General features: G+C 68.7%; 16 protein-coding genes and 1 pseudogene. 8 read left to right on the top strand and 9 right to left on the bottom strand.

From position 1 onward, the window contains the following. The first annotated feature begins 26 nt into the window (after window positions 1-26). Window positions 27-1,178: an acyl-CoA dehydrogenase family protein gene (locus ACKY0W_RS00895; protein ID WP_409435996.1), complete on the top strand. Its 1,152-nt coding sequence runs from the start codon at window positions 27-29 to the stop codon at window positions 1,176-1,178. Window positions 1,179-1,248: 70 nt separating this feature from the next. On the opposite strand, the gene ACKY0W_RS00890 is transcribed toward ACKY0W_RS00895, so the two are convergent. After that, window positions 1,249-3,534 (bottom strand): PGRS repeat-containing protein, encoded by a 2,286-nt coding sequence (locus tag ACKY0W_RS00890; RefSeq protein WP_409435995.1) that lies wholly within the window; start codon window positions 3,532-3,534, stop codon window positions 1,249-1,251. 384 nt (window positions 3,535-3,918) lie between these two features. Between ACKY0W_RS00890 and ACKY0W_RS00885 the strand changes: the two genes are divergently transcribed. Further along, the gene (locus ACKY0W_RS00885; protein ID WP_409435994.1) at window positions 3,919-5,232 is read left to right on the top strand and encodes a PGRS repeat-containing protein; all 1,314 of its coding nucleotides are present in this window, start codon (window positions 3,919-3,921) and stop codon (window positions 5,230-5,232) included. Window positions 5,233-5,238: 6 nt separating this feature from the next. Here ACKY0W_RS00885 and fadD4 read toward each other — a convergent pair whose 3' ends face one another. From fadD4 to ACKY0W_RS00865, 4 genes are all read right to left on the bottom strand, one after another. Next, complete coding sequence (gene fadD4, locus ACKY0W_RS00880) at window positions 5,239-6,756, bottom strand: fatty-acid--CoA ligase FadD4 (RefSeq protein ID WP_409435993.1); 1,518 nt, start codon at window positions 6,754-6,756, stop codon at window positions 5,239-5,241. Between the two features lie 139 nt (window positions 6,757-6,895). Then, window positions 6,896-8,716, bottom strand: a complete 1,821-nt coding sequence (locus ACKY0W_RS00875) for a phosphoenolpyruvate carboxykinase (GTP) (protein WP_409435992.1) — start codon at window positions 8,714-8,716, stop codon at window positions 6,896-6,898. A 131-nt stretch (window positions 8,717-8,847) separates the two neighbouring features. Continuing rightward, window positions 8,848-10,335, bottom strand: coding sequence for a hypothetical protein (locus ACKY0W_RS00870; RefSeq protein ID WP_409435991.1), 1,488 nt, complete (start codon window positions 10,333-10,335; stop codon window positions 8,848-8,850). Then, the gene (locus ACKY0W_RS00865; protein WP_409435990.1) at window positions 10,332-11,276 is read right to left on the bottom strand and encodes a hypothetical protein; all 945 of its coding nucleotides are present in this window, start codon (window positions 11,274-11,276) and stop codon (window positions 10,332-10,334) included. The genes ACKY0W_RS00870 and ACKY0W_RS00865 overlap by 4 nt, the downstream gene beginning before the upstream one ends. Window positions 11,277-11,493: 217 nt before the next feature. On the opposite strand from ACKY0W_RS00865, the gene trmB reads away from it, so the two are divergent. From trmB to ACKY0W_RS00850, 3 genes are all read left to right on the top strand, one after another. Further along, a complete protein-coding gene (trmB, locus tag ACKY0W_RS00860) occupies window positions 11,494-12,255 on the top strand; it encodes a tRNA (guanosine(46)-N7)-methyltransferase TrmB (protein ID WP_409435989.1) in 762 nt (253 codons plus the stop codon). Further along, complete coding sequence (locus tag ACKY0W_RS00855; RefSeq protein ID WP_409435988.1) at window positions 12,255-12,950, top strand: NYN domain-containing protein; 696 nt, start codon at window positions 12,255-12,257, stop codon at window positions 12,948-12,950. The genes trmB and ACKY0W_RS00855 overlap by 1 nt, the downstream gene beginning before the upstream one ends. A gap of 74 nt (window positions 12,951-13,024) precedes the next feature. Then, entirely contained in the window at window positions 13,025-15,931 is a 2,907-nt protein-coding gene (locus tag ACKY0W_RS00850; protein ID WP_409435987.1) for an MMPL family transporter, read from the top strand. Here the strand turns inward: ACKY0W_RS00850 and ACKY0W_RS00845 are convergent. Further along, complete coding sequence (locus ACKY0W_RS00845; protein WP_409435986.1) at window positions 15,891-17,039, bottom strand: AI-2E family transporter; 1,149 nt, start codon at window positions 17,037-17,039, stop codon at window positions 15,891-15,893. The genes ACKY0W_RS00850 and ACKY0W_RS00845 overlap by 41 nt on opposite strands. A gap of 153 nt (window positions 17,040-17,192) precedes the next feature. On the opposite strand from ACKY0W_RS00845, the gene ACKY0W_RS00840 reads away from it, so the two are divergent. Then, window positions 17,193-18,392, top strand: a complete 1,200-nt coding sequence (locus ACKY0W_RS00840; RefSeq protein WP_409437906.1) for a YbhN family protein — start codon at window positions 17,193-17,195, stop codon at window positions 18,390-18,392. Window positions 18,393-18,411: 19 nt separating this feature from the next. Here ACKY0W_RS00840 and ACKY0W_RS00835 read toward each other — a convergent pair. Further along, a pseudogene (locus ACKY0W_RS00835) lies at window positions 18,412-18,711 on the bottom strand (hemophore); the annotation flags it as partial. Window positions 18,712-19,094: 383 nt separating this feature from the next. Between ACKY0W_RS00835 and ACKY0W_RS00830 the strand changes: the two are divergent. Next, window positions 19,095-22,091 (top strand): MMPL family transporter, encoded by a 2,997-nt coding sequence (locus ACKY0W_RS00830; protein ID WP_409435985.1) that lies wholly within the window; start codon window positions 19,095-19,097, stop codon window positions 22,089-22,091. After that, a complete protein-coding gene (locus ACKY0W_RS00825; protein WP_409435984.1) occupies window positions 22,088-22,582 on the top strand; it encodes a helix-turn-helix domain-containing protein in 495 nt (164 codons plus the stop codon). Before ACKY0W_RS00830 ends, ACKY0W_RS00825 begins: the two co-directional genes overlap by 4 nt. Before the next feature lie 24 nt (window positions 22,583-22,606). Here the strand turns inward: ACKY0W_RS00825 and ACKY0W_RS00820 are convergent, their stop codons facing one another. Beyond that, complete coding sequence (locus ACKY0W_RS00820; RefSeq protein ID WP_409435983.1) at window positions 22,607-23,320, bottom strand: hypothetical protein; 714 nt, start codon at window positions 23,318-23,320, stop codon at window positions 22,607-22,609. Continuing rightward, window positions 23,317-24,039 (bottom strand): hypothetical protein, encoded by a 723-nt coding sequence (locus ACKY0W_RS00815; protein WP_409435982.1) that lies wholly within the window; start codon window positions 24,037-24,039, stop codon window positions 23,317-23,319. The genes ACKY0W_RS00820 and ACKY0W_RS00815 overlap by 4 nt, the downstream gene beginning before the upstream one ends. Between the last annotated feature and the right edge of the window lie 23 nt (window positions 24,040-24,062).

Here is a 24,062-nt window from a genome sequence, read left to right as displayed (position 1 = left end):
AGAAAATCCTGGCATACGGTGAACCGATGAACCACGAAGAGTCGATCTTGGTCGAAACCGTGCGTCAGTTCATTGACCGGGAGGTGAAGCCGACGGTCCGCGACGTCGAGCACGCCAACACCTACCCGGAGGCGTGGATCGAGCAGATGAAGCACCTCGGCATCTACGGTCTGGCTGTTCCCGAGGAGTACGGCGGGACACCGGTGTCGATGCCGTGCTACGTGTTCGTCACACAGGAGCTGGCCCGTGGCTGGATGAGCCTGGCCGGGGCGATGGGCGGCCACACCGTGGTCGCCAAGCTGCTGACCCTGTTCGGTACCGACGAGCAGAAGCGGCGTTACCTGCCGGCCATGGCCACCGGAGCACTGCGCGCCACCATGGCGTTGACCGAACCGGGCGGCGGCAGCGACCTGCAGAACATGACGACGTCCGCGGTGGCTTCTGCCGACCCGGACACGCTGACGATCAATGGCTCCAAGACCTGGATCTCCAACGCCCGCTACTCGGGATTGATTGCGCTGCTGGCCAAAACCGATCCGAAGGCCACCCCGCGACACAGCGGTATCTCGGTGCTGTTGGTGGAGAACCCCAGCGACGGGCTGACGATCTCACGCGACCTGCCGAAGCTGGGCTATAAGGGGGTGGAGAGCTGTGAGCTGAGCTTCGACGGTTGCCGGGTGCCGGCGTCGGCGGTGCTCGGCGGCACGCCCGGCAACGGTTTCGCCCAGATGATGAAGGGATTGGAGACCGGTCGCATTCAGGTGGCGGCGCGAGCCTTGGGTGTGGCCACTGCGGCGCTGGAGGATGCGCTGGCCTACGCGCAGCAGCGGGAGAGCTTCGGCAAGCCGATCTGGAAGCACCAGAGTGTGGGCAACTACCTGGCCGACATGGTCACCAAACTCACCGCAGCCCGCCAGCTCACCCGGTACGCGGCGGAGCGCTACGACAGCGGGCAACGCTGCGACATGGAAGCCGGCATGGCCAAGTTGTTCGCCTCGGAAGCCGCCATGGAGATCGCGCTGAACGCGGTGCGTATCCACGGCGGCTACGGCTATTCGACCGAATACGACGTGGAACGCTACTTCCGGGACGCGCCGCTGATGATCGTCGGCGAGGGAACCAACGAGATCCAGCGCAATGTCATTGCGGCACAGCTGGTTGCCCGCGGCGGCGTTTAGCTCCTCGGACCGGTCCGGAATGAAAAGCACCCCGCACGCGTGTGCGGGGTGCTTCTCTTGAGCTGTCCTACTAGGGCAGAACGACTCCCGGGGTGCCATCCTGACCGGCGCTACCGGCGTCGGGACCGGTACCGGCGGAGCCACCGGTGCCGGCGGTACCACCGGTGCTGCCGGTACCCGGGGTGTCGCCGGCGCCACCATTGAGGCCGTCGTCCCCGAGATGCGGGGTGATGACGTCGCCGCCGTCACCACCGGTGCCGCCGTTGCCACCGGTGTTGGCGCCGGCACCGCCCGCACCGCCGTCGCCCCCGGCGCCGCCGTGAACGTTGTCGATCGGGCCCGAGGACGAATCGCCGGAGGTGGTCTGCCAGTCCGGGTCACCCCAACGGATGTTGCTGCCGTTGCCGCCGTTTCCACCGACACCGCCATCGCCACCGACACCGCCCGAGCCGTCAGCGTTCGCCAGGCCCTGACCACCGGCTCCACCGGCACCACCGTCGCCACCGTGCGCACCGCCGGCGTTCGGGTCGCTGCCGCCGCTTCCGCCGTTTCCGCCGGTACCGGCCGTGGCACCGGAACCGCCGTTGCCGCCAGCGCCACCGGTACCGGCCGAACCCTGCGGGCCCAGGGTGCCTGCGCCGCCCGGCCCTTCCACGGAGGCCTGTCCCGTCACGTCGGCGATGTCGCCGCCGCTACCACCGTTACCGCCGTTGCCGCCGTCACCGATCTGCCCGTCGTTGCCGTTGGCCGCACCGGCGCCTGCCGCGCCACCGTTACCGCCGGCGCCGCCCGAGCCACCATTACCGGGGGCGTTGTACAGGCCGTGTACGGAATCGGTCGTCCCGTGAATCGAGGCACTGCCGTGGCCGCCGTTGCCGCCATCGGAGCCGACACCGCCGACACCGCCGTTGCCGCCGTTACCGGCGGTCCCGCCGCCGTTGCCGCCGGCGCCGCCGTTACCTCCGGCAGCACCACTACCGCCACTGGTAGCCGAGATGTCGGGCGGGGTGCCGCCGTCGCGGTAGCCGTTGACACCGTCGCGGCCGTCGGTCGCCGCAGAGGCGTTGCCGCCGTTACCGCCATCGCCGCCGTCGCCGTCGACACCGGCCGCGCCCACGTTGGCTCCGGCTCCACCGGCCGCACCACCGGCTGCCGCGGCACCACCGTTACCGCCCGCACCACCGGTACCGCCGCCGGAACCGTTGGCGCCCACGCCGTTCACCGCGAGGCCGTCGGCACCGGTACCGCCGTCGCCACCGAGGCCGCCGTTACCGCCGACACCGCCGTCACCGTCGGCACCGACCGTGCCGTTGGCCGATCCGCCGTTACCGGCCGCACCACCGACACCGCCCTTGCCGCCGACGGCACCGTTACCACCGTTGCCGCCGACGGCGCCGGCTCCAGTGCCGTTGTTCGCGAAGGTGCCACCGTCACCGGCCGCGCCGTTGCCACCGCTTCCGCCGGCGCCACCGACACCGCCCGCACCACCGTTTCCGCCGATGCCGACGTACGAGGACCCGGCGCCGCCAGCGCCACCGTTGCCGGCGTTGCCACCGGCCACACCGTCACCACCGGAGCCCCCGGAACCGCTTCCCGCGGAGCCGTTGGTTCCGGTCCAGCCGGCACCCCCGGCCCCGCCGTTGCCGCCGTTGCCCCACGCGCCCATACCGAAGAAGTCCTGGGCCTGGCCCGAGGAGCCACCGTTGCCGCCGTTACCCGCGTCCAACGTGGCGGTGCCGTTACCGCCGGCGCCACCGTCGCCGCCGTTGCCCCACATCTCGCCGCCGTGGCCCCCGTTGCCGCCGTCGGCGCCCAGGCCGCCGACGCCACCGTCACCGCCGTTGCCGATACCGCCGGCGTGGCCGCCGTTGCCGCCGCCTACGCCCTCGAGGTTCGAGCCCCAGCCGTTGCCGCCGTCGCCGAACCACAACCCACCGGCCTGCCCGTCCACGCTGGTCTCGGTGCCGTCGGCGCCGTTGCAGATCATCCCGCAGAAGCCGTCGGTGAACGGCGCGAACAGCTGGTTGACCACACCGTTGACACTCGAACCGAAGTCGCTGGTAATCCAGTCCTGCATCATCGCGTGCAGCGGGAGGTAGAAGCTTTCCTGCCACATCTGGGCGAAGTCGGCGTCGAACAGGCCGCCGTCGGCCGCGCCCGGGACCCCCCACGCGGAGACGTCGAACAGGTCAAAGCCCGAGGTGTTGCTGTCGCCGACGCCGAACATGTCCCAGAACGCGTCCAGGCCGAAGTCGTCGGCCTGCGCGGACGGTGCGGACGCCAGGGGCGCCATTCCGAACGCCAAGAATGCCCCGACCGAGGCTGCCGCCCCGATCGCACGGTCGCGCCGTCGCACGGCCGATTGAGTGTTGTGACTACCGCGTCGAATATGTGCCACCGTTGGCCCACCCCTTCTGAACTTTACTGAAACTTTGCTTGGGCTTAATAAAATCTGTGCCCGTCCCCCTACGGTGCTTGACGGTAGCGTTTGAGCCGACCAATGTCCACTTGACCGTACGGCAGAATGCCCTAAAGGCATACTAATGGTCTGATTCATGCCGTATATGTAGACTCTTAGTCGCCGCCTGGGTGAGGACTGACCTGCTCGTGAAGGTCCACCCGGTCGGGCACGGTCTGCCCGCTTCGCACCATGTGCCACCCGGAAGGTTGCTCAGCAATGCCGCTTCACCTCAGTAAGGCCACGCGGGTCCGCCAGGTGCATCCCGCACCGAATCATGGCGTGCGACGGACAGTTCCCGCGCTGGCCGCCCTGGCCGCGTTCGCCCTGACTCCGGTCAGTCCCGCTCCCGACGCACAGGCGGATGAGTTCGACTGGATCATCGACATGCTCAGCCCGCTTTTCGGACTGACGGACCAAGACATGGGCGCATCGACCGCGGGCCTGGCCTGGTTGGATCCCACCGTCTGGAGCTTGAGCAGCCCGGACCTTGGTGGCAGCGACGTGCTGGCGCTAGCCGCCGACGCGTCCGGCACCGCCGGGCTTTACGAGTGGCTGCACGAGGCCGTGCAGGACTGGATCGACAGTCCGTCCGGCCAGTTGTTCGACAACCTGGTCAACCCGCTGTTCGCACCGTTGACCGAGGGCGGCTGTGGCGTGATCTGCAACGGCGTCGATGGGACCGCGGACCATCCCGACGGTGGGGCCGGCGGACTGTGGTTCGGCGACGGGGGCGACGGCTGGACATCGAACCTTGATGACGTAGCAGGCGGCAACGGCGGCAGCGCCGGACTGTTCGGGAACGGCGGCGACGGCGGGGCCGGTGGCCTGGGCGCCGACGGCGGCAGCGGCGGCAACGGCGGCGACATGTGGGGCAACGGCGGCAATGGTGGGCACGGCGGGGACGGTGCCGAAGACGGCGGTTCGGCCGGCAACGGTGGTAACGGCGGCGACGGCAATTACCTGTACGGCAGCGGGGGCGCCGGCGGGGACGGCGGCAACGGTGGCGCCGCCGCGGGCGACGGTAGGACCGCCGGGGCCGGGGGGAACGGCGGCCGGGGCGGCGACGGCGGCCAGTTGGCCGGTGGCGGAGGTGCCGGCGGCAACGGCGGCCACGGCGGGGCGGCGACCGGGGACAGCACCGTCGGCGGGTCCGGGGGCAACGGTGGTGACGGCGGCAGAATCGGCGGCAGCGGTGATTCGGCCGGCGGCGGGCAGGGCGGTCACGCAGGCGACGGCGGCACCGCCACGGGGACCGGCAGCCGGGGCGGTCGCGGCGGTGATGGCGGGGCCGGTGGCGGTGCCACCCCGGTGACGGTCGGCGCCAGCGGCAGCGACGGGGGCAACGGCGGCGCGGCGGGTAACGGCGGCAACGCTATTGGCGTCGGGGGCACCGGAGGAACCGGTGGCCACGGCGGCGCCGGCGGGCACGGGGTCGGCTTCGGCGGTGACGGCGGCAACGGGGGCGCGGGCGGCAACGGGGGCGACGGGGCTATCGCCGGCGCAGGCGGCCCTGGCGGCGCCGCCGGCCCGGGCACCGTTCACGGGCAGGCCGGCAGCCAAGGCGCCCCCGGCCAGCCGGGCAATGCCTCCTAGCCGGCATCACGCCGAATACTTGGTCACCAGTTCGTTCTTGTAGAGCTTGCCGGTGTCGGTGCGCGGCAACTGCTCCTCGAAAGCGATCGACCGCGGGCATTTGTAGTGCGCCAAGCGATCCCGTACCCAGTTAAGCAGTTCCGCGGCGAACGCAGGTGTGGCGTCGGCCGGGTCGACGGTCTGCACGGCCGCCTTCACGCTCTGGCCCATCTCGTCATCGGGAATCCCGAACACGGCCGCGTCCAACACCTTCGGGTGCGTGATCAACAGGTTCTCCGCTTCTTGCGGGTAGATGTTCACCCCGCCGGAGATGATCATGTGGTGGCGCCGGTCGGTGAGGTACAGGTAGCCCTCGTCGTCCAGGTAGCCGACGTCGCCGACGGTCGTCCAGCCTTGCGGGTGGCGTGATTTCGCGGTCTTCTCCGCATCATTGAGGTACTCGAAGGCGTTGCCGCCCTCAAAGTAGATCTCGCCGGCCTCGCCGGCGGGCAGCTCGTTGCCGTCCTCGTCGAGAATGTGCACCGCCCCGAACATCGCCTTGCCCACCGAGCCGGGGTGCTTCAGCCATTCGTCGGCGCTGATCAGCGTGGAGCCGTGTGCCTCCGATGAGGCGTAGTACTCATCGACGATCGGCCCCCACCAGTCGATCATCTGCTGTTTGATCTCCACCGGGCACGGCGCGGCGGCGTGCATGACCCGCTTGAGGCTCGAAACGTCATACGACTCCCGCACCCCCGCAGGCAGTTTCAGCATTCGCGTGAAGTGTGCCGGGACGAACTGCCCGTGCGTGACGCGATAGCGCTGGATCGCGTCGAGCGCGGACTCAGCGTCGAACTTCTCCATCACGACGGTGGTCAGCCCGGCCGCCTGCACTTGCATCGACCACACCGACGGCGCTGTGTGATACAGCGGCGCGGGGCTCAAATAGACCGAACCCGGGCCCATCCACACCGAGACCAGCATCGCCATCAGCCCCGGCACCTCGGTCGGCGGCAGGTGCGGCAGCGGACGTTTGATGCCCTTGGGCCGCCCGGTGGTGCCCGACGAGTACTGCAGCAGATCACCTTCGATTTCGTCATCGATGGGTGTAACCGGTTGGTCAGCAACACATTCCGGGTAGCGCTGCCAGCCCTCCAAGTCGCCATCGGCGATCAGCAGCAGCCCGGGCAGGCCGGCCGGCAGGTGCTCGGCCAGGTCCGCGCAGGTTTGGCGCAGCGCGGCCGAGCCGATGATCGCCTTGGCGTTGCTGTTGTCGATGATGTAGGCGGCCTCGGCAGCGGTCAGATGGGTGTTGATCGGCACGTAGTACAGGCCGCTGCGCCGCGCCGCCCACATCGCCGCATGGATGTGCTCGTTGTTCTCCATGATGATCGCGACGACGTCGCCCTCCACCAGCCCCACGGCCCGGAAGAAGTGCGCCAACCGGTTCGCCCGGGCTTCCAGCTCGGCGAAGCTGACGACGGTGCCCGAAGGGTGCAGGATGACGGCCGGGTTGTCGGCCTCGAGGTGTTCGCGAATCTGCATGGGCTGACTGTACTGGGGCCAAACTTGACGGCTGTCAAGTGGGGGCGTGAGTCACGCGGGCGGTCTCCGCGCCCGGATAAAACAGAACCGCACTCGGGGGATCCCCGAGTGCGGTTCCGGATGTATTCGAAAAGAGCTGCTAGCCCAGGCGCTGCTTGAGGGCCTCGAACTCGTCGCGCAGGCCGGTGGGCAGCTTGTCGCCGATGAACTCGAACCACTCCTCGATCAGCGGCAGCTCCGCGCGCCACTCCTCGGCGTCGACGATCAACGCCTGGTCCACGTCGGCGGCGGTCACGTCCAGCCCGTCCAGGTCCAGGTCAGCAGCGGTCGGCACCGTGCCGATCGGAGTCTCCTGGCCGCCGGCGTTGCCCTCGACCCGCTCGACGATCCACTTCAGCACCCGGCTGTTCTCGCCGAAGCCCGGCCACAGGAACCGGCCGCCCTCGCCACGACGGAACCAGTTCACGAAGAACACCTTCGGCAGCTTCGACTCGTCGGAGTGCTTGCCGGTGTCGATCCAGTGCTGCATGTAGTCCCCGGCGTTGTAGCCGATGAACGGCAGCATCGCCATCGGGTCGCGGCGCACCTTGCCCACCGTGCCCTCGGCGGCGGCGGTCTGCTCGCTGCCCATGGTGGCGCCGATGAAGACGCCGTGCTGCCAGTCGCGGGCCTGGCTCACGAGCGGCACCGTGGTCTTGCGGCGGGCGCCGAACAGGATCGCCGAGATCGGCACGCCCTGCGGGTCGTCCCACTCCGGCGCCAGGATCGGGCACTGCGACATCGGGGTGCAGTACCGCGAGTTCGGGTGGGCGGCAGGGGTGTCCGACTCGGGCGTCCAGTCGTTGCCTTTCCAGTCGGTGAGGTGCGCCGGGGTTTCCCCGTCGATGCCCTCCCACCACACGTCATTGTCGTCGGTGTGGCCGACGTTGGTGTAGACGGTGTTCCCGCGCTCCAGCGTGATCATCGCGTTCGGGTTGGAGCTGCGGCTGGTGCCCGGTGCCACGCCGAAGAAGCCCGCCTCCGGGTTCACCGCGTAGAGCCGGCCGTCCTTGCCGAACCGCATCCAGGCGATGTCGTCACCGAGGGTCTCGGCCCGCCAGCCGGGGATGGTCGGCTGGATCATCGCCAGGTTGGTCTTGCCGCAGGCCGAGGGGAACGCCGCCGCCACGTAGTAGGCCTTGTTCTCCGGCGAGATCAGCTTCAGGATCAGCATGTGCTCGGCCAGCCAGCCCTCGTCGTGGGCCATCGCCGACGCGATCCGCAGCGCGTAGCACTTCTTGCCCAGCAGCGCGTTGCCGCCGTAACCCGAGCCGTAGCTCCAGATCTCGCGGGTCTCGGGGAAGTGGGTGATGTACTTCTCGGAGTTACACGGCCACGGCACGTCCTGCTCGCCCTCGGCCAGCGGGGCACCCACCGAGTGCAGGCCCTTGACGTAGGCGCCGTCGGTGCCGATCTTCTCCAGTGCGGCGGTGCCCATCCGGGTCATCACCTTCATCGACGCCACCACGTAGGGCGAGTCGGTGATTTCGATGCCGAGCTTGGGGTCCTCGGCGCCGAGCGGACCCATGCAGAACGGGATGACGTACATGGTGCGACCGCGCATGCAACCGCGGTACAGCTCGGTCATGGTGGCCCGCATCTCGTCCGGGTCCATCCAGTTGTTGGTCGGGCCGGCACCTTCGGCGGTGCGGCTACAGATGAAAGTGCGTGACTCGACCCGCGCGACGTCGGCGGGGTCGGAGAGCGCCAGGTAGGAGTTGGGCTTCTTCTCCTCGTCGAGCTTGACCGCCGCGCCGGACTCCACCAGCAGGGCCATCAGTCGGTTCCACTCCTCCTCGGAACCGTCCGACCACTCCACCCGGTCGGGCTGGGTGAGCTCCGCGACTTCCCGCACCCAGGCCAACAACTCGCCATGCTTCGTCGGGGCGGTGTCCAGACCGGGAATGGTCGCTGAGGTCATTGAGCTCTCCTGTGTAACCTGTGTCACTCGGTGGCGTTGGCGCTGATGTGTACAGCTGTCACCTCTTATACCGCCATTAAATAAGAGATTACCGTCAATAGCTACACGGATCGAAACAATCGCAACTCGGGCTATCTCTCGCCAGTTACCGTGGCGTTGACCGGGCCTGATTCACCCAGCTCAGCGCGCACATTGTCCAACGCACGCCGCAATGCCGGCAGCCTGCGGTCACGCACCGCGGCGGCGCGAGCCGTCGCGGCCGCATGCTCGCGCAGTTCCCGATCCAACCCGGCAACCCGGTCGGCCACGCGCGCAGCCTCGGTCTCGTTGCGTCCGGCGAGCTCGGCGGCGAGCGCCGACTCGGCGGCCACCACCCGCAGCGCCACCAGTTCCTGCACCGAGGACCGCACCGCGCTCGCGGCCTGTCCCACCCAGCGATCGAGCACCACCCGGTCGCGCAACAGCGCCCGAATCCTGACCACCCACACCGTGGCCACCACGCCGGCGACTGCGCATCCGGCCGCACCGACCGCGGCCAGCCCCGGGGCGAGATGGGCGAAGACCCGGCTCAACGTCAACGCCACGCCCAGCCCGAAGCCGATCCCCAGCACCGCCATCAACTGGGTCTCCAGCCGTCGGGACTCCAACGGCGGCTTGCCGGCGTCTACCTGGGGTAACGACGCGGCCGACGGTGAGTCTCCGGCCAGCCCCAGCTCCTGGGCAACGTCGGCCAAGTGCTCGGTGACCCCCTGATCGACCTCCGCCACCACCTCGGTCAGCCGGTCGTGGACATAGGACTCGAATTCGGCCCACCGCCGGCGCGTCATGCTCGCCGCGTCTTCGCCCAACTCGCTGCGTACCGAGGCGCACCGTTTACCGGCGAAGTAGGACAGTTGGACGCGGGCCTGGGCGATGCGGCTGCGCAGCGCGATCACGCGCTCCGATTTCGACATTCGCCGCTGCCGCACCACCTCGTCACGCTGCTCCTGTAGCTGCGTCACCCGGGCACGTCGCCCTTCCGCGCGGGCGTCGCGGTCGATCCGTTCGGCGTCGGTGCGCAACTGAAACTCCCACGAGCGCAGCCGGTTGCGTCGGTGAGTGTCACCGTCCGCGAGCTGTTTGGTCAGTTCAGCGATCAGGTCGTCGACCCTTGGGTCGCCGCGTTCGGGCGCCGCGGCCGCGCCTACCCATGCCACGTCGCGGTAGCGCGGCGCGTGGCCGGTGAGGGTTTCGCGGGCCGCCGACTGCATCTCACGCCACGGCCGGTGGGCGTCGATCTTGGAGACCACGCCGATCACCAGGTCGGTGTGGGCGGCCACAGCGTCGAGCAGCGCGCAGTCCGACTCCGTCAGTGCGGCGGCCGCCGACACCACGAACACCACCGCCAGCGGCACCTCCCCAGGCGCCAAGTCGGCGGCTTCCATCACCAGCCACTGCGGCATCCGGGCGGCCAGCACCTCTGTCATCGCACTGACCCCAGCCAGCCAGGGTCCGGTTACCACCACCACGTCGCAGCGCCGCACCGCCGGTGGGCGCACTCCCGGCGCGACCTCAGCAACGCGGGCGTCGACCCCGGCGACGGGGTCCGGATCAGCCGAACCTGCGCCCGAGGAGGTCATGGGCGGCCCCGTGTCGCCGCCCAGGCCCGCAGCGATCCCCTGGCGATGTCGGCGGCGCAGGCCCGCGCAGCGGCGTCGACCGGTGCGCTGCGGTGGGCTTGCCACCGGCGGGCCCGCGCCAGCACCGGCTCATCCCGCAGGTCGATCGCGGCCGCCGCAGCGGTCAGTCGGGCGGCGAGTGTCACGTCGCGGACCAGGAATTCATCGATACGTTCGTCGCTGACCGCCATCGCTTCCAGCCGGGTCACCGCCGCCGTCAGCCGCCGGTGATAAACGGCGGCGCCCATCACCTCCAGCCGGGCGACTACGCGGTCGACACCGCTGAGTCGGCCCAGCCGAGCGCGAGCCTGCGCCAGGGTGCCGTCCCGGCGGGCCAAATCGAGCAGTGCTCCGATCCCGGAAAGGTCGATGGTGGTGCACAACCGCTCGCGTATCTGACGGGGCACCGGGTGCGGGCAGTTGACGAACTGCTCGGCGGAGCACAGATCGGCGGGCCGGACGGCCAGGCACGCCAGCGCTTCCCACAGTCGATCGTCCAGCGCACCGCCGAGCGCGGCCAGCGCGAACAACGCCGACATCGGTTCAACCGGCACCGGCATCACCGCGACCTCGCGCCCGCGCAGGTCGGCCTTGTTCAGCACCACCAGCACCGGGCGCCGACGCGCGGCATGCAGTGCGGCGGTGTCCTCCGGCTTGACCACCTCGGCGACGACATGCACGGCCAATTCGGGGTGTTCGTCCCCGGCGGGCTCCGCGGCGACACGAACCCCGGCGGCGGCCAGCGCCGCGGCGACGGTGCGTCGGCCGACACCGCGGCGGCCGTGCACCGCGACCGGCACCGGCGCCGTGATGGCTGCGGCGATCCTTGCCAGGCGCGGGTCACAGTTCCGCGTGGCCAGCACGGTCAGCTCATCGGCGAAGAGCTGGTGCCCCTGTGTCACGACCCTGCCTCCCACGCAATCGGCCCCGGGGGGCCATGGTGTCAGCTGCTCCGCCGCGGCGCGAGTCACCGCCGGATTCGGTGAGCGATGTAGTCCCGCGAACAAGAGATCCGGCGAATGGGTACCGCGTGTCGATCGACACGCTTCAGGCAACTGTTGGGTATCAATGTGGACCGCGAAGTGGGTACAGAGGCGTCCATGGGCCACCATGGACTGCATGCATGCGCCGCGCGACGTCGAGTCGGTATCAGACGTCCCTGGCGTCGACACCACGGCTCCACGCCGTTTCCGCAACTTCAGCGTCCGCTACCGGCACTCCGCGCTGTCGGCCGGTCAGCGCCAGACCTGGGAACGGCTCTGGCCCGATCTGGGCGCCGATGTCGCACCGCCCGACGGACCCGACCGCCCCCAGCCCCTGGATCCGCGCCGCTGGTTCGGCCGCGATGCCCCCGTGGTGCTCGAGATCGGCTGCGGAGCCGGCACCTCCACGGTGGCGATGGCACAGGCCGAGCCGGACCTGGACGTGATGGCCGTGGAGGTCTACGAGCGCGGGCTGGCGCAACTGCTGTGCGCGATCGACCGCGAGCAGCTGAGCAACATCCGGCTGCTGCGGGGCGACGGCCTCGACGTGCTGGAATACCTGATCGCGCGAGAGTCACTGATCGGGGTACGCGTCTTCTTCCCAGACCCGTGGCCCAAAGCCCGACACCACAAGCGCCGGCTGCTGCAGCCGGCCACCATGGCGTTGATCGCCGATCGACTGCAACCGGGCGGGGTGCTGCACGCCGCCACCGACCACGCCGACTACGCGGTACAGATTGCCGAATCCGGCGACGGCGAGCCGGGCCTGCGCCGGGTGACCGACCCTTCCGGGGACGCCGCCTTACCTATTTCCATCGCTCGGCCCACCACCAAATACGAGGCGAAGGGCCGCACTGCGGGCAGCGCGATCAACGAGTTCGTCTGGGTACGGGTCTGATGACCAGCCCCGATCTCGCAGCCGGGCCGGACGCCGAACCGACCGGCACCGACCCGGCCAACGAGGGGACGCCGACGCAGCGGGTGTTACTGGTGTGGGACGCCCCGAACCTGGACATGGGCCTGGGCGCGATCCTGGGCCGACGTCCGACCGGCGTGGAGCGGCCCCGTTTCGACGCGTTGGGCCGCTGGCTGCTCAACCGCACCGCGGAGGTCGCGGCGCTGCATCCGCAGAGCCGGGTCGAGCCCGAGGCAACCGTGTTCACCAATATCGCGCCCGGCAGCGCCGACGTCGTCCGGCCGTGGGTCGAAGCGTTGCGTAACGTGGGTTTCGCGGTCTTTGCCAAGCCGAAGATCGATGAGGACAGCGATGTCGACTCCGACATGCTCGAACACATCGCGCTGCGGAAAGAGCAGGGATTGGTGGCGGTGGCCGTGGCCTCCGCCGACGGTCAGGCGTTCCGGGAACCGCTGGAAGAACTCTGCGGTCTCGGTATAGGCGCCACTGTGCTCGGATTTCGCGAACATGCGAGCTGGGCGCTAGCCTCGGATACCTTGGAGTTCGTCGACCTGGAAGACATCCCTGGTGTGTTCCGGGAGCGGCTGCCGCGGATCAGCCTCGATTCGCTGCCGGAACAGGGGGCGTGGCTCCAGCCGTTCCGGCCGCTGAGCTCACTGCTTACCTCGCGAGAGTGACAACTGGAGAGCCTGAAGTCAGGGACGCGCGAGTCCGAAAGATGTCTCCACAGACCTTAGTAAGGAGCGAATAGGTGTTCGCCTGGTGGGGTCGAACTGTATACCGCTACCGGTTCATCGTAATCGGCGTGATGGTGGCGCTCTGCCTGGGTGGCGGCGTCTACGGAATGAGCCTGGGCGACCACGTCACCCAGAGCGGCTTCTACGACGACGGCAGCCAGTCAGTGCAGGCGTCGATCGTCGGCGACGAGGTCTACGGCCGGGACCGCACCAGCCATGTGGTGGCGGTCTTCACCGCCCCCAAGGGTGAGACGGTCGACGACTCGGAATGGTTCGACGCGGTCAAGAATGGCCTGAACAAGGTCAAGAATGACCACCCCGATCAGATCATGAGCTGGGTCGGTTACTTCACCAATCCCGAAGCGCTGGCCAACATGGCGGACGCAGGCAAGAAGCATGCATTCGCGTCGATCCAGCTCAAGGGCGACGACGACGACACCATCCTGAAGAACTACCAGGCTGTCGAGCCGGACCTGCAGAAGCTCGACGGCGGCAAGGTCGAACTCGGCGGCCTGCAACCGATCGCCAACGCCCTGACCGGGACTATCGCCAGCGACCAACAGCGCATGGAAGTGCTGGCACTGCCGTTGGTGGCGGTGGTGTTGTTCTTCGTGTTCGGCGGGGTGATCGCCGCCAGCCTTCCGGTCATCGTCGGCGGATTGAGCATCGCCGGGGCGACGGGCATCCTGCAGCTCACCACCCATTTCGGGCCGGTGCACTTCTTCGCCCAACCGGTGGTCTCGCTGATCGGCCTGGGCATCGCGATCGACTATGGGCTCTTTGTGGTGAGCCGGTTCCGCGAGGAGATCGCCGAGGGGTACGACACCGAGGCGGCGGTACGGCGTTCGGTGATGACGGCCGGGCGCACCGTGGTGTTCTCTGCGGTGCTGATCATCGTCTCGTGCGCCAGCCTGCTGGTTTTGCCGCAGGGTTTCGTGCACTCGCTGACCTACGCGTTCTTCGCCTCGGTGGGGCTGGCCGCAATCTTGTCGATCACGCTGCTGCCCGCCATTCTGGGTGTGCTCGGCACCAACGTGGACGCCCTCGGGGTTCGCACTCTCTACCGGATACCGTTCCTGCGGGAATGGGAGTTCTCCAACCGCATCATCGGCTGGTTCGCCGAGAAGACCCAGAAGACCAAGACCCGCGAAGAGGTCGAGGCCGGCTTCTGGGGCAAGCTGGTCAACTACGTGATGCAGCGACCGCTGGCATTCGCGATCCCCATCGTCATCGCGATGATCCTGTTGATCATCCCGCTGGGCAAGTTGTCGTTCGGCGGAATGAGCGAGAAGTACCTGCCGCCCGACAACACCGCCCGCGTGGCCCAAGAGCACTTCGACGAGATCTTCCCCGGCTTCCGTACCGAGAAGCTGACCCTGGTGATCACGAGCGACACCGACAAACCGGTCACCGACCAGCAGGTCGCCGATATCCGCAACCGCGCGATGGCGATCAGCGGGTTCGTCGTTCCCGATGACGATCCCGCCGAGATGTGGAAGGAGCGCCCCTACCTTCCCGGGGCCTCCAAGTCCCCCTCCGTCCGGGTGATCGAGAACGGCTTGGTCAACCGCAACGACGCCGCGCAGAAGATCAAGGCGCTGCGCGCCCTGAGCACACCCAAGGGCCTGGACGTGCTGGTCGGCGGGACACCCGCGCTCGAACAGGACAGCATCCATGCGATGGTCGACAAGGGGCCGCTGATGTTGGCGCTCTTGCTGATCACCACCACGCTGCTGATGTTCCTGGCGTTCGGCTCCCTGGTGCTGCCGTTGAAGGCGGCGGTGATGAGCGCGTTGACCATCGGGTCGACGATGGGCATCTTGACCTGGATGTTCGTCGACGGCCACGGCGCCGGGCTGCTCAACTTCACCCCGACCCCACTGATGGTGGTGGTCATTGCGCTGGTCGTTGCGGTGGGCTGGGGCCTGGCCACCGACTACGAGGTATTCCTGGTCTCCCGGATGGTGGAGGCACGAGAATCCGGGATGTCGACCACCGAGGCGATCCGGATCGGCACGGCCACCACCGGCCGGCTGATCACCGCGGCCGCACTGATCCTCGCGGTGGTTGCCGCGTCGTTCGTGTTCTCCGACCTGGTGATGATGAAATACCTGGCGTTCGGCCTGATGGCGGCGCTGTTGCTCGACGCCACCGTGGTCCGGATGTTCCTGGTGCCGTCGGTGATGAAACTGCTCGGCGACGACTGCTGGTGGGCGCCACGCTGGATGAAGCGCATCCAGAACCGAATCGGTCTGGGAGAGATCCGGTTGCCCGACGAGCGGCGTCGGGTGACCCGCCGCCCCGCCACGGCAACGGTCGCGCCGACCCCGGTGGGCGCGGCCGCCCCGCGCCCGACGCACGACCCCACCCACCCGGCCCCGGGCCGCGCCGCCCCCGCCCGGTCGCGTCCCGGCGAGCAGCTTCCGACCCGGCCGGTGAGCGGTAATCCGTCCAACGCCCGGACCAATCGGATCAACACCGGCCCGGCTGAACCTCCCACCACGCGCTTCTCGGCAGCCGACCCGGCGACCGAGCGGGTGACGTCCCCCGGCAAAGAGCCCGCCGGCCAGGGCGAGGAACGCGAAATCGAGTCGTGGCTGGGCGAGCTGCGCGGCGGCCGTGACGCGGCGCAGGCCCGGCGCGGGCGACAAGGCGAAACCGATCCGGAAGCGTCCGACGAGCGGACCCGGTCACTGCCCAAGCCCACCGGGGACGCGGGCAACACCGAGAACGCCCCCACGACGGCCATCCCGGCTCAGGGCTCCCCAACCGACCCCGAGAACCCGGCCACCGAGAAGTTCACCGCGGTCGGTGACCAACCCGACGACGCCACCGGGGACAACCCGCAGAGCCCGCAGCGACGTGGCGCTGCCGGCGGTCTCAGCGCTGCTGAACTGCTGCGTCGGGAGGGCCGGTACTGACGTCGTCGGCTTCTGAGTCCGGCGCATCGGCGTCCGCGTCGTCCGGCGCACCCGAATCCGACGCTCCGATCAGCACCCGCACGGCTCGATCGATGAAGGCGATGGTCGGGACGGCCAGTAGCGCGCCGACGATGCCGGCCAGGATTCCTCCGGTGGAGATGCCCAGCACCACCGCCAGCGGGTGGATCGAGACGGCACGTCCCATGACCAACGGCTGCAGTACATGGGCTTCCAGTTGGTTGACCGCAATGATCAGCCCCAGGGTGACAAGGGCATAGATCCAGCCCTTGGCGATCAGGGCGACCAAGACGGCCAGCAGCCCGGTGAGCACCGCACCGACCAGTGGGATGAAGGCGCCCAGAAACACCAGCGAGGCCAGCGGCAACGCCAGCGGCACGGCCATGACCGCCAGACCGATGCCGATTCCGAGGGCGTCGACCAGTGCCACCAGGAAGGTGGCCCGCACGTAGCCGATCAGCGATTCGAATCCCGCCACACCGGCCGCATGCACCCGCTCGCGCACCTGACTCGGGAAGAACTTCACGGTGAACCGCCAGATGTCGCGGCCGCCGTAGAGGAAGAAGATCAGCGTGAACAGCACGACGAAAGCGCCGGTGACGATCTTGGTGATGGTTTCGGCCGTCGACAGCGCGCCGCTGGTCAGTTTGGCCTGATTGTTGCGCAGGCTGTTGACCACGGTGTCGCCGACACTGTCGATCTGCTCGCTGCTCAGATGCAGCGGCCCTTCGACCAACCAGTGCTGGGTCGAGTTGACCACCTGGGTGACCTGCTCGACCAGTTCGGGTACCCCGTCGATGAATTGGTCGACGACGAAGCTCAGCAACGCCGCAAGCACGGCCAGACCGCTGAGCAGCAGCAGAAACACCGCCAACCCCCGGTGCACTCCGTGCCGGGACAACCAGTCCACGCCGGGAAGCAGCAGCGCCGACATCATCATCGCGATTGCCACTGGGACGACGATCACTTCGAGGCGCCGGATGACCAGCAGCACCACCAGTGCGGCGGCGAACAGCACCAGCAGGCGCCAGGCCCACGCCGCCGCCTTGCGGACCGTCGGATGTACGGATTCGTCTGCGCTGGCTGACATTCCGGTAGCGTAACGATGCCGCAGCGGGTGCACATCAGGTAGCCGAATATCGACGTGACGCGGCTAACCTTTACATTCGTGTCCCCCGCCCCCGTTTCTGGCGAACGCGTCGCGCAAGACGTCGTCGTTCGCGAAGCCGTCGGGCGAGAAACCTTGACTCCCCAGCGCCCCGGCAGCAAATACCGTTGGGTGCGCCCGGCAATCGTGGGTCTGGTCGCGGTGGTGCTGACGGTCGAGATCGTCCTGGTCTGGGACCAGGTGTCTGCCGCATGGCGCAGTCTCTGCCGAGCCGATGGCCGCTGGCTGTTAGGGGCGGTGCTGGCCGCGGCGGCGTCGATGCACAGCTTCGCGCAGATCCAGCGGACCCTGCTGGGCTCGGCCGGTGTGCGCGTCACTCAGCGGCGGTCCGAGGCCGCCTTCTACGCCGCCAATTCGCTCAGTACCACCCTGCCGGGCGGCCCGGTGCTGTCGGCGACCTTCCTCTATCGCCAGCAACGGCGCTGGGGCGCATCGCCAGTGGTGGCGTCGTGGCAGCTGGTGATGTCGGGGGTGCTGCAGGCGGTCGGGCTGGCCGTGCTGGGCCTGGGTGGCGCGTTCATTCTCGGTGCCCGTAGCAATCCGTTCTCGTTGTTGTTCACCCTCGGCGGCTTCATCGCGCTCCTGCTGCTGGCGCAGGCGGTCGCCTCACGACCGGAGCTGATCGACGGCGTCGGCGTCCGCGCGCTGTCCTGGGTCAACTCGGTGCGCGCCCGGCCTGTGGATGCCGGGCTTGCGACCTGGCGCAAGATACTGGGCCAACTGGAGTCGGTGAGTCTGGGCCGCCGTGATCTGTCGACGGCATTCGGCTGGTCCCTGTTCAACTGGATCGCCGACGTCGCCTGCTTGGCTTGCGCCGCCTATGCCACCGGTGGGCGGGCGTCGGTGGCCGGTTTGACGGTGGCCTACGCCGCCGCCCGCGCGGCGGGAACGATTCCGCTGATCCCCGGTGGCCTGCTGGTCGTGGAGGCCGTGCTGGTGCCGGGCCTGGTATCGAGCGGCCTGACCTTGCCAGATGCCATCTCTGCAGTGCTGATCTATCGGATGATCAGCTGGGTGCTGGTATCAGCCGCCGGCTGGGTGGTGTTCTTCTTCGTTTTCCGCACCGACAACGCGGCCGATCACGACATCGACGACTACGCGCCGGTCCTCAGCGAACCGCTATCGGTTGAGTCACCGCCCCGGCTCCAGGTCCGCTCACCGGCAGACCGGCCACGGGCAGACCACCGACGGGCAGGCCGCCGGGCAACCCGCCACCCGGCAGGCCGCCCTGGGCCTGCACGGCCTGCAGGAGCCCGAGCACCTGCGGCAGGCTGACCGCCAGCTTGCACTGATCGGTCACCTCCTGCACCGGCGCGGTGATCTTGGCCAAGTCGTCCCCGACCTTCGGGTTGGCGTCGAAGTGCGCCTTCAGGTTTGCCAGCGTCTGCGGGCCGGGCTGCTGCTGCAGCGCACCGGTCATCACCTGATTGGTGTCCGGGTGCGAGTCCAGGTAATCACCGGTCGAGGTCACCACCTTGCCCACGGTCCGGGCAATCTCGCTGGCCACGCAGGGATCTTTGGCTGCGGTCGCCGAGGGTGCCGACGGAGTGGCCAGCAGCGCGGCCGTGACGGCCCCGCCCAACAAAACGGGCACGGCAGCAAAGACGCCAGTGCCCGACGGACTGCGACGCAGATTGGTGATGTTCACGTGTTCTCCTCACAACTGGCGGGATTCCCGATCGGCCACGACGAGCCCCGCCACGTTGCGGATGACGCTTCGAAGGTGGTTTGGGTGTGCGCGCGATGCCCCCCGGCAGCAACGGCAGATCGAAAGACGGCCTTTTCCCCATCCTGACAGTAACCACCAGATGCCGCCACCCGAGTACGGGTCGGCCTGGTCACAATGCGGTTCCCGGACGGCATCGGAGCAGCTCAGAGCCGAGAGAAACGGCCAGCGCGACACGTTGCTGCGGTAGGCTCGCAGCACGCGGCGCACCAGTGCGGGCGAGAGCGGGGAGAGACGAAATCCAGCAGTTCATGATGCGCTTCAGCAGCAACCTGCGCAGATTCCGCTGGGTGGTCTTCACAGGGTGGTTACTGGCTGTGATCCCCTCGCTCTATCTCGCCGCCACCCAGTCCGGACATCTCACCGGTGGCGGCTTCGAGGTCCAGGGATCGCAGTCGCTGCATGTGCAGTACCAGCTCGAGGATCACTTTCCCGAGCAGGGCGCGTCACCGCTGGCCTTGGTGGCCGCACCCCGCGCCGACGCCACCTACCGGGACATGAAGGACGCCGTCGCGCTGCTCCAGCGGTCCGCCGGCGAAGTTCCCAGCGTGACGGTGCTGCCGGATACGACGCAGCCGCCGCCGCGGCCCGACCGACCCTACGTGGTGTCGCTGCGGGTGGACTTCAACAACACCGGCGCGGTCGACGTCGCCAAGAGGCTGCGCACGAAGCTGGGCGTGGAAGGTGAACAGCCCGGCCGGATCGACAACGGTTCGGTGAACCTCTACGTGATCGGGCAGGGTGCGCTCGGCGCCGCGGCGTCGGCGAAGACCAAACAGGACATCGGCGCAGCCGAGCGCTGGAACCTGCCGATCGTGCTGATCGTCTTGCTGGCGGTGTTCGGTTCACTGGCGGCCGCGGCCATCCCGCTGGCTCTCGGGATCGGCACGGTGATCGTCACCATGGGGCTGGTCTATCTGCTGTCGATGTTCACCGCGATGTCGGTGTTCGTCACGTCGACGGTGTCGATGTTCGGGATCGCGCTGGCGATCGACTACTCACTGTTCATTCTGATGCGCTACCGCGAGGAACTGCGGGCCGGTCGCCAACCGCAGGAAGCCGTCGATGCGGCGATGGCGACGTCCGGGCTGGCGGTGGTGCTGTCGGGTCTCACCGTGGTGGCCTCCCTGACCGGCATCTATCTGATCAACACGCCGGTGCTGGTATCGATGGCGACCGGAGCGATCCTGGCTGTCTCGGTGGCGGTGCTGGCGTCGGTCAGTCTGACCCCGGTGGTGCTGGCCCTGTTCGGCCGGGCGGTGGCCAAACGGTCGGCGCTGCTGCACTGGGCACGCAGCCCGCAGACCGCACAGTCACGGTTCTGGACCAGCTGGACGGCTTCGGTAATGCGGCGCCCCTGGGCCTCGGCCTTGGTGGCCGCGGGTTTCCTGCTGGCGCTCGCGGCCCCGGCCCTGTCGTTGTCGCTGGGCAACAGCATGCTCCGCCAGTTCGACTCCTCCCACGAGATCCGGGGCGGGGTGGCCGCAGCTGCTCAAGCCCTCGGCCCAGGTGCGCTGGGACCCGTCCGGGTGTTGGTGACCATCCCCGGCGCGAACGCGTCAGCGCCGGCCCATGCCGAGACGTTCACGGCAATCCGCCAGGAGATGTCGCAGGCCCCCAACATCGCTTCGGTGTCCCCGCCGGTCTTCGGCAATGACAACAGCAGCGGCCTGCTGTCTGCGGTGCTGTCCGTCGATCCCGAGGACATGGCCGCACGGACAACCGTCGACTGGATGCGCGAACACCTGCCTGCGGCGGCCGGCTCGCCGGCGGTACAGGTGGATGTCGGCGGACCGACCGCGTTGATCAAGGACTTCGACGACCGGGTTGCGGCCGCTGAACCCATGGTGCTGGTTTTCGTGGCGCTGATCGCCTTCCTGATGCTGTTGGTCTCGATCCAGTCGGTGTTCTTGGCGCTCAAGGGCGTCGTGATGACAGTGCTCTCGGTGGCCGCTGCCTACGGCAGCCTGGTGATGGTGTTCCAGTGGGGCTGGCTGGAACGGTTCGGGTTCGCCGCGACCGGTTCCATCGACACGTTCATCCCGCCGCTCGTGCTGGCGATGACGTTCGGCTTGTCGATGGACTACGAGATCTTCCTGCTGACCCGTATCCGCGAGCGCTTCCTGCAGACCGGCAACACCCACGACGCCGTCGCCTATGGAGTGAGCACCAGCGCACGCACCATCACCAGCGCCGCGTTGATCATGATCGCGGTCTTTATCGGATTCGCGTTCGCCGGCATGCCCCTGGTCGCCGAGCTGGGAGTGGCCTGCGCGGTGGCGATCGCGGTCGACGCCACGGTGGTGCGGTTGGTGCTGGTTCCCGCGCTGATGGCGATGTTCGCCGAGTGGAACTGGTGGCTGCCATGCTGGCTGGCCCGGATCCTGCCGTCGGTGGACTTCGAAAAGCCGCTGCCCACAGTGGATTTGGGCGACGTCGTAGTGATCCCCGATGACATCTCCGCCCTGATCACGCCCAGCGCCGACCTTCGGGTGGTGGTCAAGTCGGCGGCCCGGCTCAAGGGACTGGTTCCCGACGCGGTCTGTGTCAGCGACCCGTTGGCCCTGCGCGGCTGCGGCGTGGCCGAGATGGCCACCAGCAAGATCGAAGCACTGCCGGTCGCTACCGGGCCGGCGGGATCGTCGCCGGCCGGCGGCAGGGCGGTGAGCCATGCGCTGGCCCGGCTGGCCGGTGGCTGGCAGTCGCGTACCGGTACCGACCGGGCACAACCCCGCACGATCCGTCCGGTGCACCCGGTCACCGTGTGGCGGCGCCGGCTTGCCATCGCGCTCGACGCGCTGGAAACCGAATCGTGGGCAGCCAACGAGATCGGGCTTGACGTCCCGTCGTTGACCCGGTGCCGTCCGATGGAGACCGCCGCGGTTCAACTGCCCACCGGTGACCGGCTGCAGATCCCCACCGGCGCCGAAACGCTGCGCCTGGCGGGTTACCTGGCACTGGCGCGCAACAGCCCCCGCGATTACGCCGGGCTGGCCGAGCTCGCCGATGCGCTGGGCCCGAAAACCGTTGCTGGGGCACTCAGCGAAATCGATGCGTACTACTCTGGTCAACCAGCCGACGGACACTGGATGGCCACCCAGCTGGTCTGTCGACTCGCCGATCCGGAGCCCACCGCACGCGGCGACTACGCCACCGGCGACGATGCGCTTGGAGCGAGTACGGACTGGGAACACGTCCAAGGGCGCTGCCTGGCAGTTGCCGTGGCGATGCTGGAGGAGGCGAGGTGACGTTGGCCGCGGACCGACGCCGTGGGCCGCTGCCCCGGCAGCCGTCCGGCGACACCGACCGGCCGGTCGAGTTCTGGCCCACGTCGGCTATCCGCGCTGCACTGCAGACCGGCGACATCGCCACCTGGCAGCTCATCGTGGTAGCGCTCAAGCGCGACCCCTACGGGCGGACCGCACGCCAGGTCGAGGAGGTGCTGGAGGGCACCGAATCCTTCGGCATCGCCAAGGCACTGTCGGAGGTCCTGACCCGCACCAGAGCACACCTGGAGGCCAACGAGCGCGCCGAGGTCGGGCGTCACATGCGGGTACTGATCGAGCGGTCGGGCCTGAGTCAGCAGGAGTTCGCCTCGCGGGTCGGGGTTCCCGCCGACACGCTCGGCGAATACCTCAGTGGCACGGTCAGCCCGCCCGCCTCGCTGATGATCCGGATGCGCCGACTGTCAGACCGTTTCGTCAAGCTCCACACGCGTGAGGCGCCCGACGTCGTCTGACGCCGGTCGCCCCTCCCCCGCGCGTCAGCGGGCGTGGATCGGTGACATCTCCAGCACCAGCCACTGACCGCCACGCTTGGTCAGCGTCACCCGCACCGGCACAACCGACTGCTTGACCTGCTGGTTCGCCACCGTCTGGACGCTGCGCATCACGACCGCGACCCGCGCGGCCGACGGCCCGAGCGCCTCGACACCGGCACTGAGCGTCTGCGCCTCGACCGCGATGTTGCGGTTGGCCATCTCGGTGGCGGTCCGGCCGATGCTCTCCCGGAACGCGTTGACCCGGTCCGGGACCATGTAGGTCGCGGCCTTCTCGATCGATGCGTCCGGGTTGGCCGGCGAAACCGTGGCCGCAGCCTCGGCCATGGCGACCGCGGTCTTGACCGCCTCGCCCGAGTCCGCCTCCAGGTCGCGGTCGGGAACCGTCCAGCGCAGGTATCCGAGCACCGCCGCGGCCACCAGCGCCGCCGCGGCCAGACCGACGACCCCGAAGCGCAGGCCGGGCCGCTCGTTGTCGGTGCCGACCGTGACCGCATCGCGGCGCAGCAGCACGAAGTTGACCACCATGCCCTCGACGATCAGCAGCACCAGCACCGAGCACAGCGACACGTACCAGACCGGCCAGTCCAGCGGCAGCCCGACCAGCACCAGGCCACCGATCGCGGCCAGCGGCGCGGCGATGTCGACGGCCAATACCCGCCACAGCGTCCGCGATTTCAGAAGTTCCAGCTTGCTCATCGAATCGACCTCAATCGGGAGATCATCAGATTGCCGGCGACGTCGGTGACGTCGAGGTGCAGAGCCCAGTGCACGGTCTGCGGCCTGCCGCCGACGTTCTCGGCGACGGAGGTGGCGATCACCATCACCGGATCGGTGCGGCCGGGGTTCGACGGCTTGTCACTGCCGGTCGCGGCCGGCTCGTCGAGGTCGTGGTGCTCCAGCTCGATGGCGACGGCTTCGATCCGGCCGCTGCTGCGCGACTGGATCCGCTGCACCACGTCACGGTAGGGCGCCAGGGCCGCGTCGAACTCGCCGTTGAGTTCGCCGACGGTCTTGTCCCGCAGCCGCGCCATGCCCTTCTCGACGTTCTCGGCGTTCAAGTTGATCAGCACGCTGGTCCAGCTGGCCGCCGTCTGCAAGACCCGGCTGCGGTAACCGCGCTCGTTGACGTCGTCGTAGTGCACCTTCAACGTGATCAGGCTGAAGACCAATGCGGCCACCGCGACCAAGCCGAGGGCCACCGACCCCCACCCGTAGCCCGACAGGCCGCCGCCCGAGGCCGCCGGAGCGGGCTTGCCGTGGGCGGCCTTCTTCGCGGCTTTCGCCGGGGCCTTTTTGCCGACCTTCTCTACGGCGTCAACGTCCTGATCCTCGGCGCTCTCAGCAGTGACGGCGCCGGGTTCGATGATTCCGTCGTCCATCTCGTTGGAGACGTCGGGTTGTTCCTCGTCAGGCATGGCGGTGACGCTACAGGAGAGCT

The organism is Mycobacterium sp. SMC-14 (genome assembly GCF_046250075.1).
Classification (GTDB): Bacteria; Actinomycetota; Actinomycetes; order Mycobacteriales; family Mycobacteriaceae; genus Mycobacterium.
The sequence above is the reverse complement of the archived record's forward strand: the minus strand, read 5'-3'. Positions and strand labels throughout refer to the sequence as shown.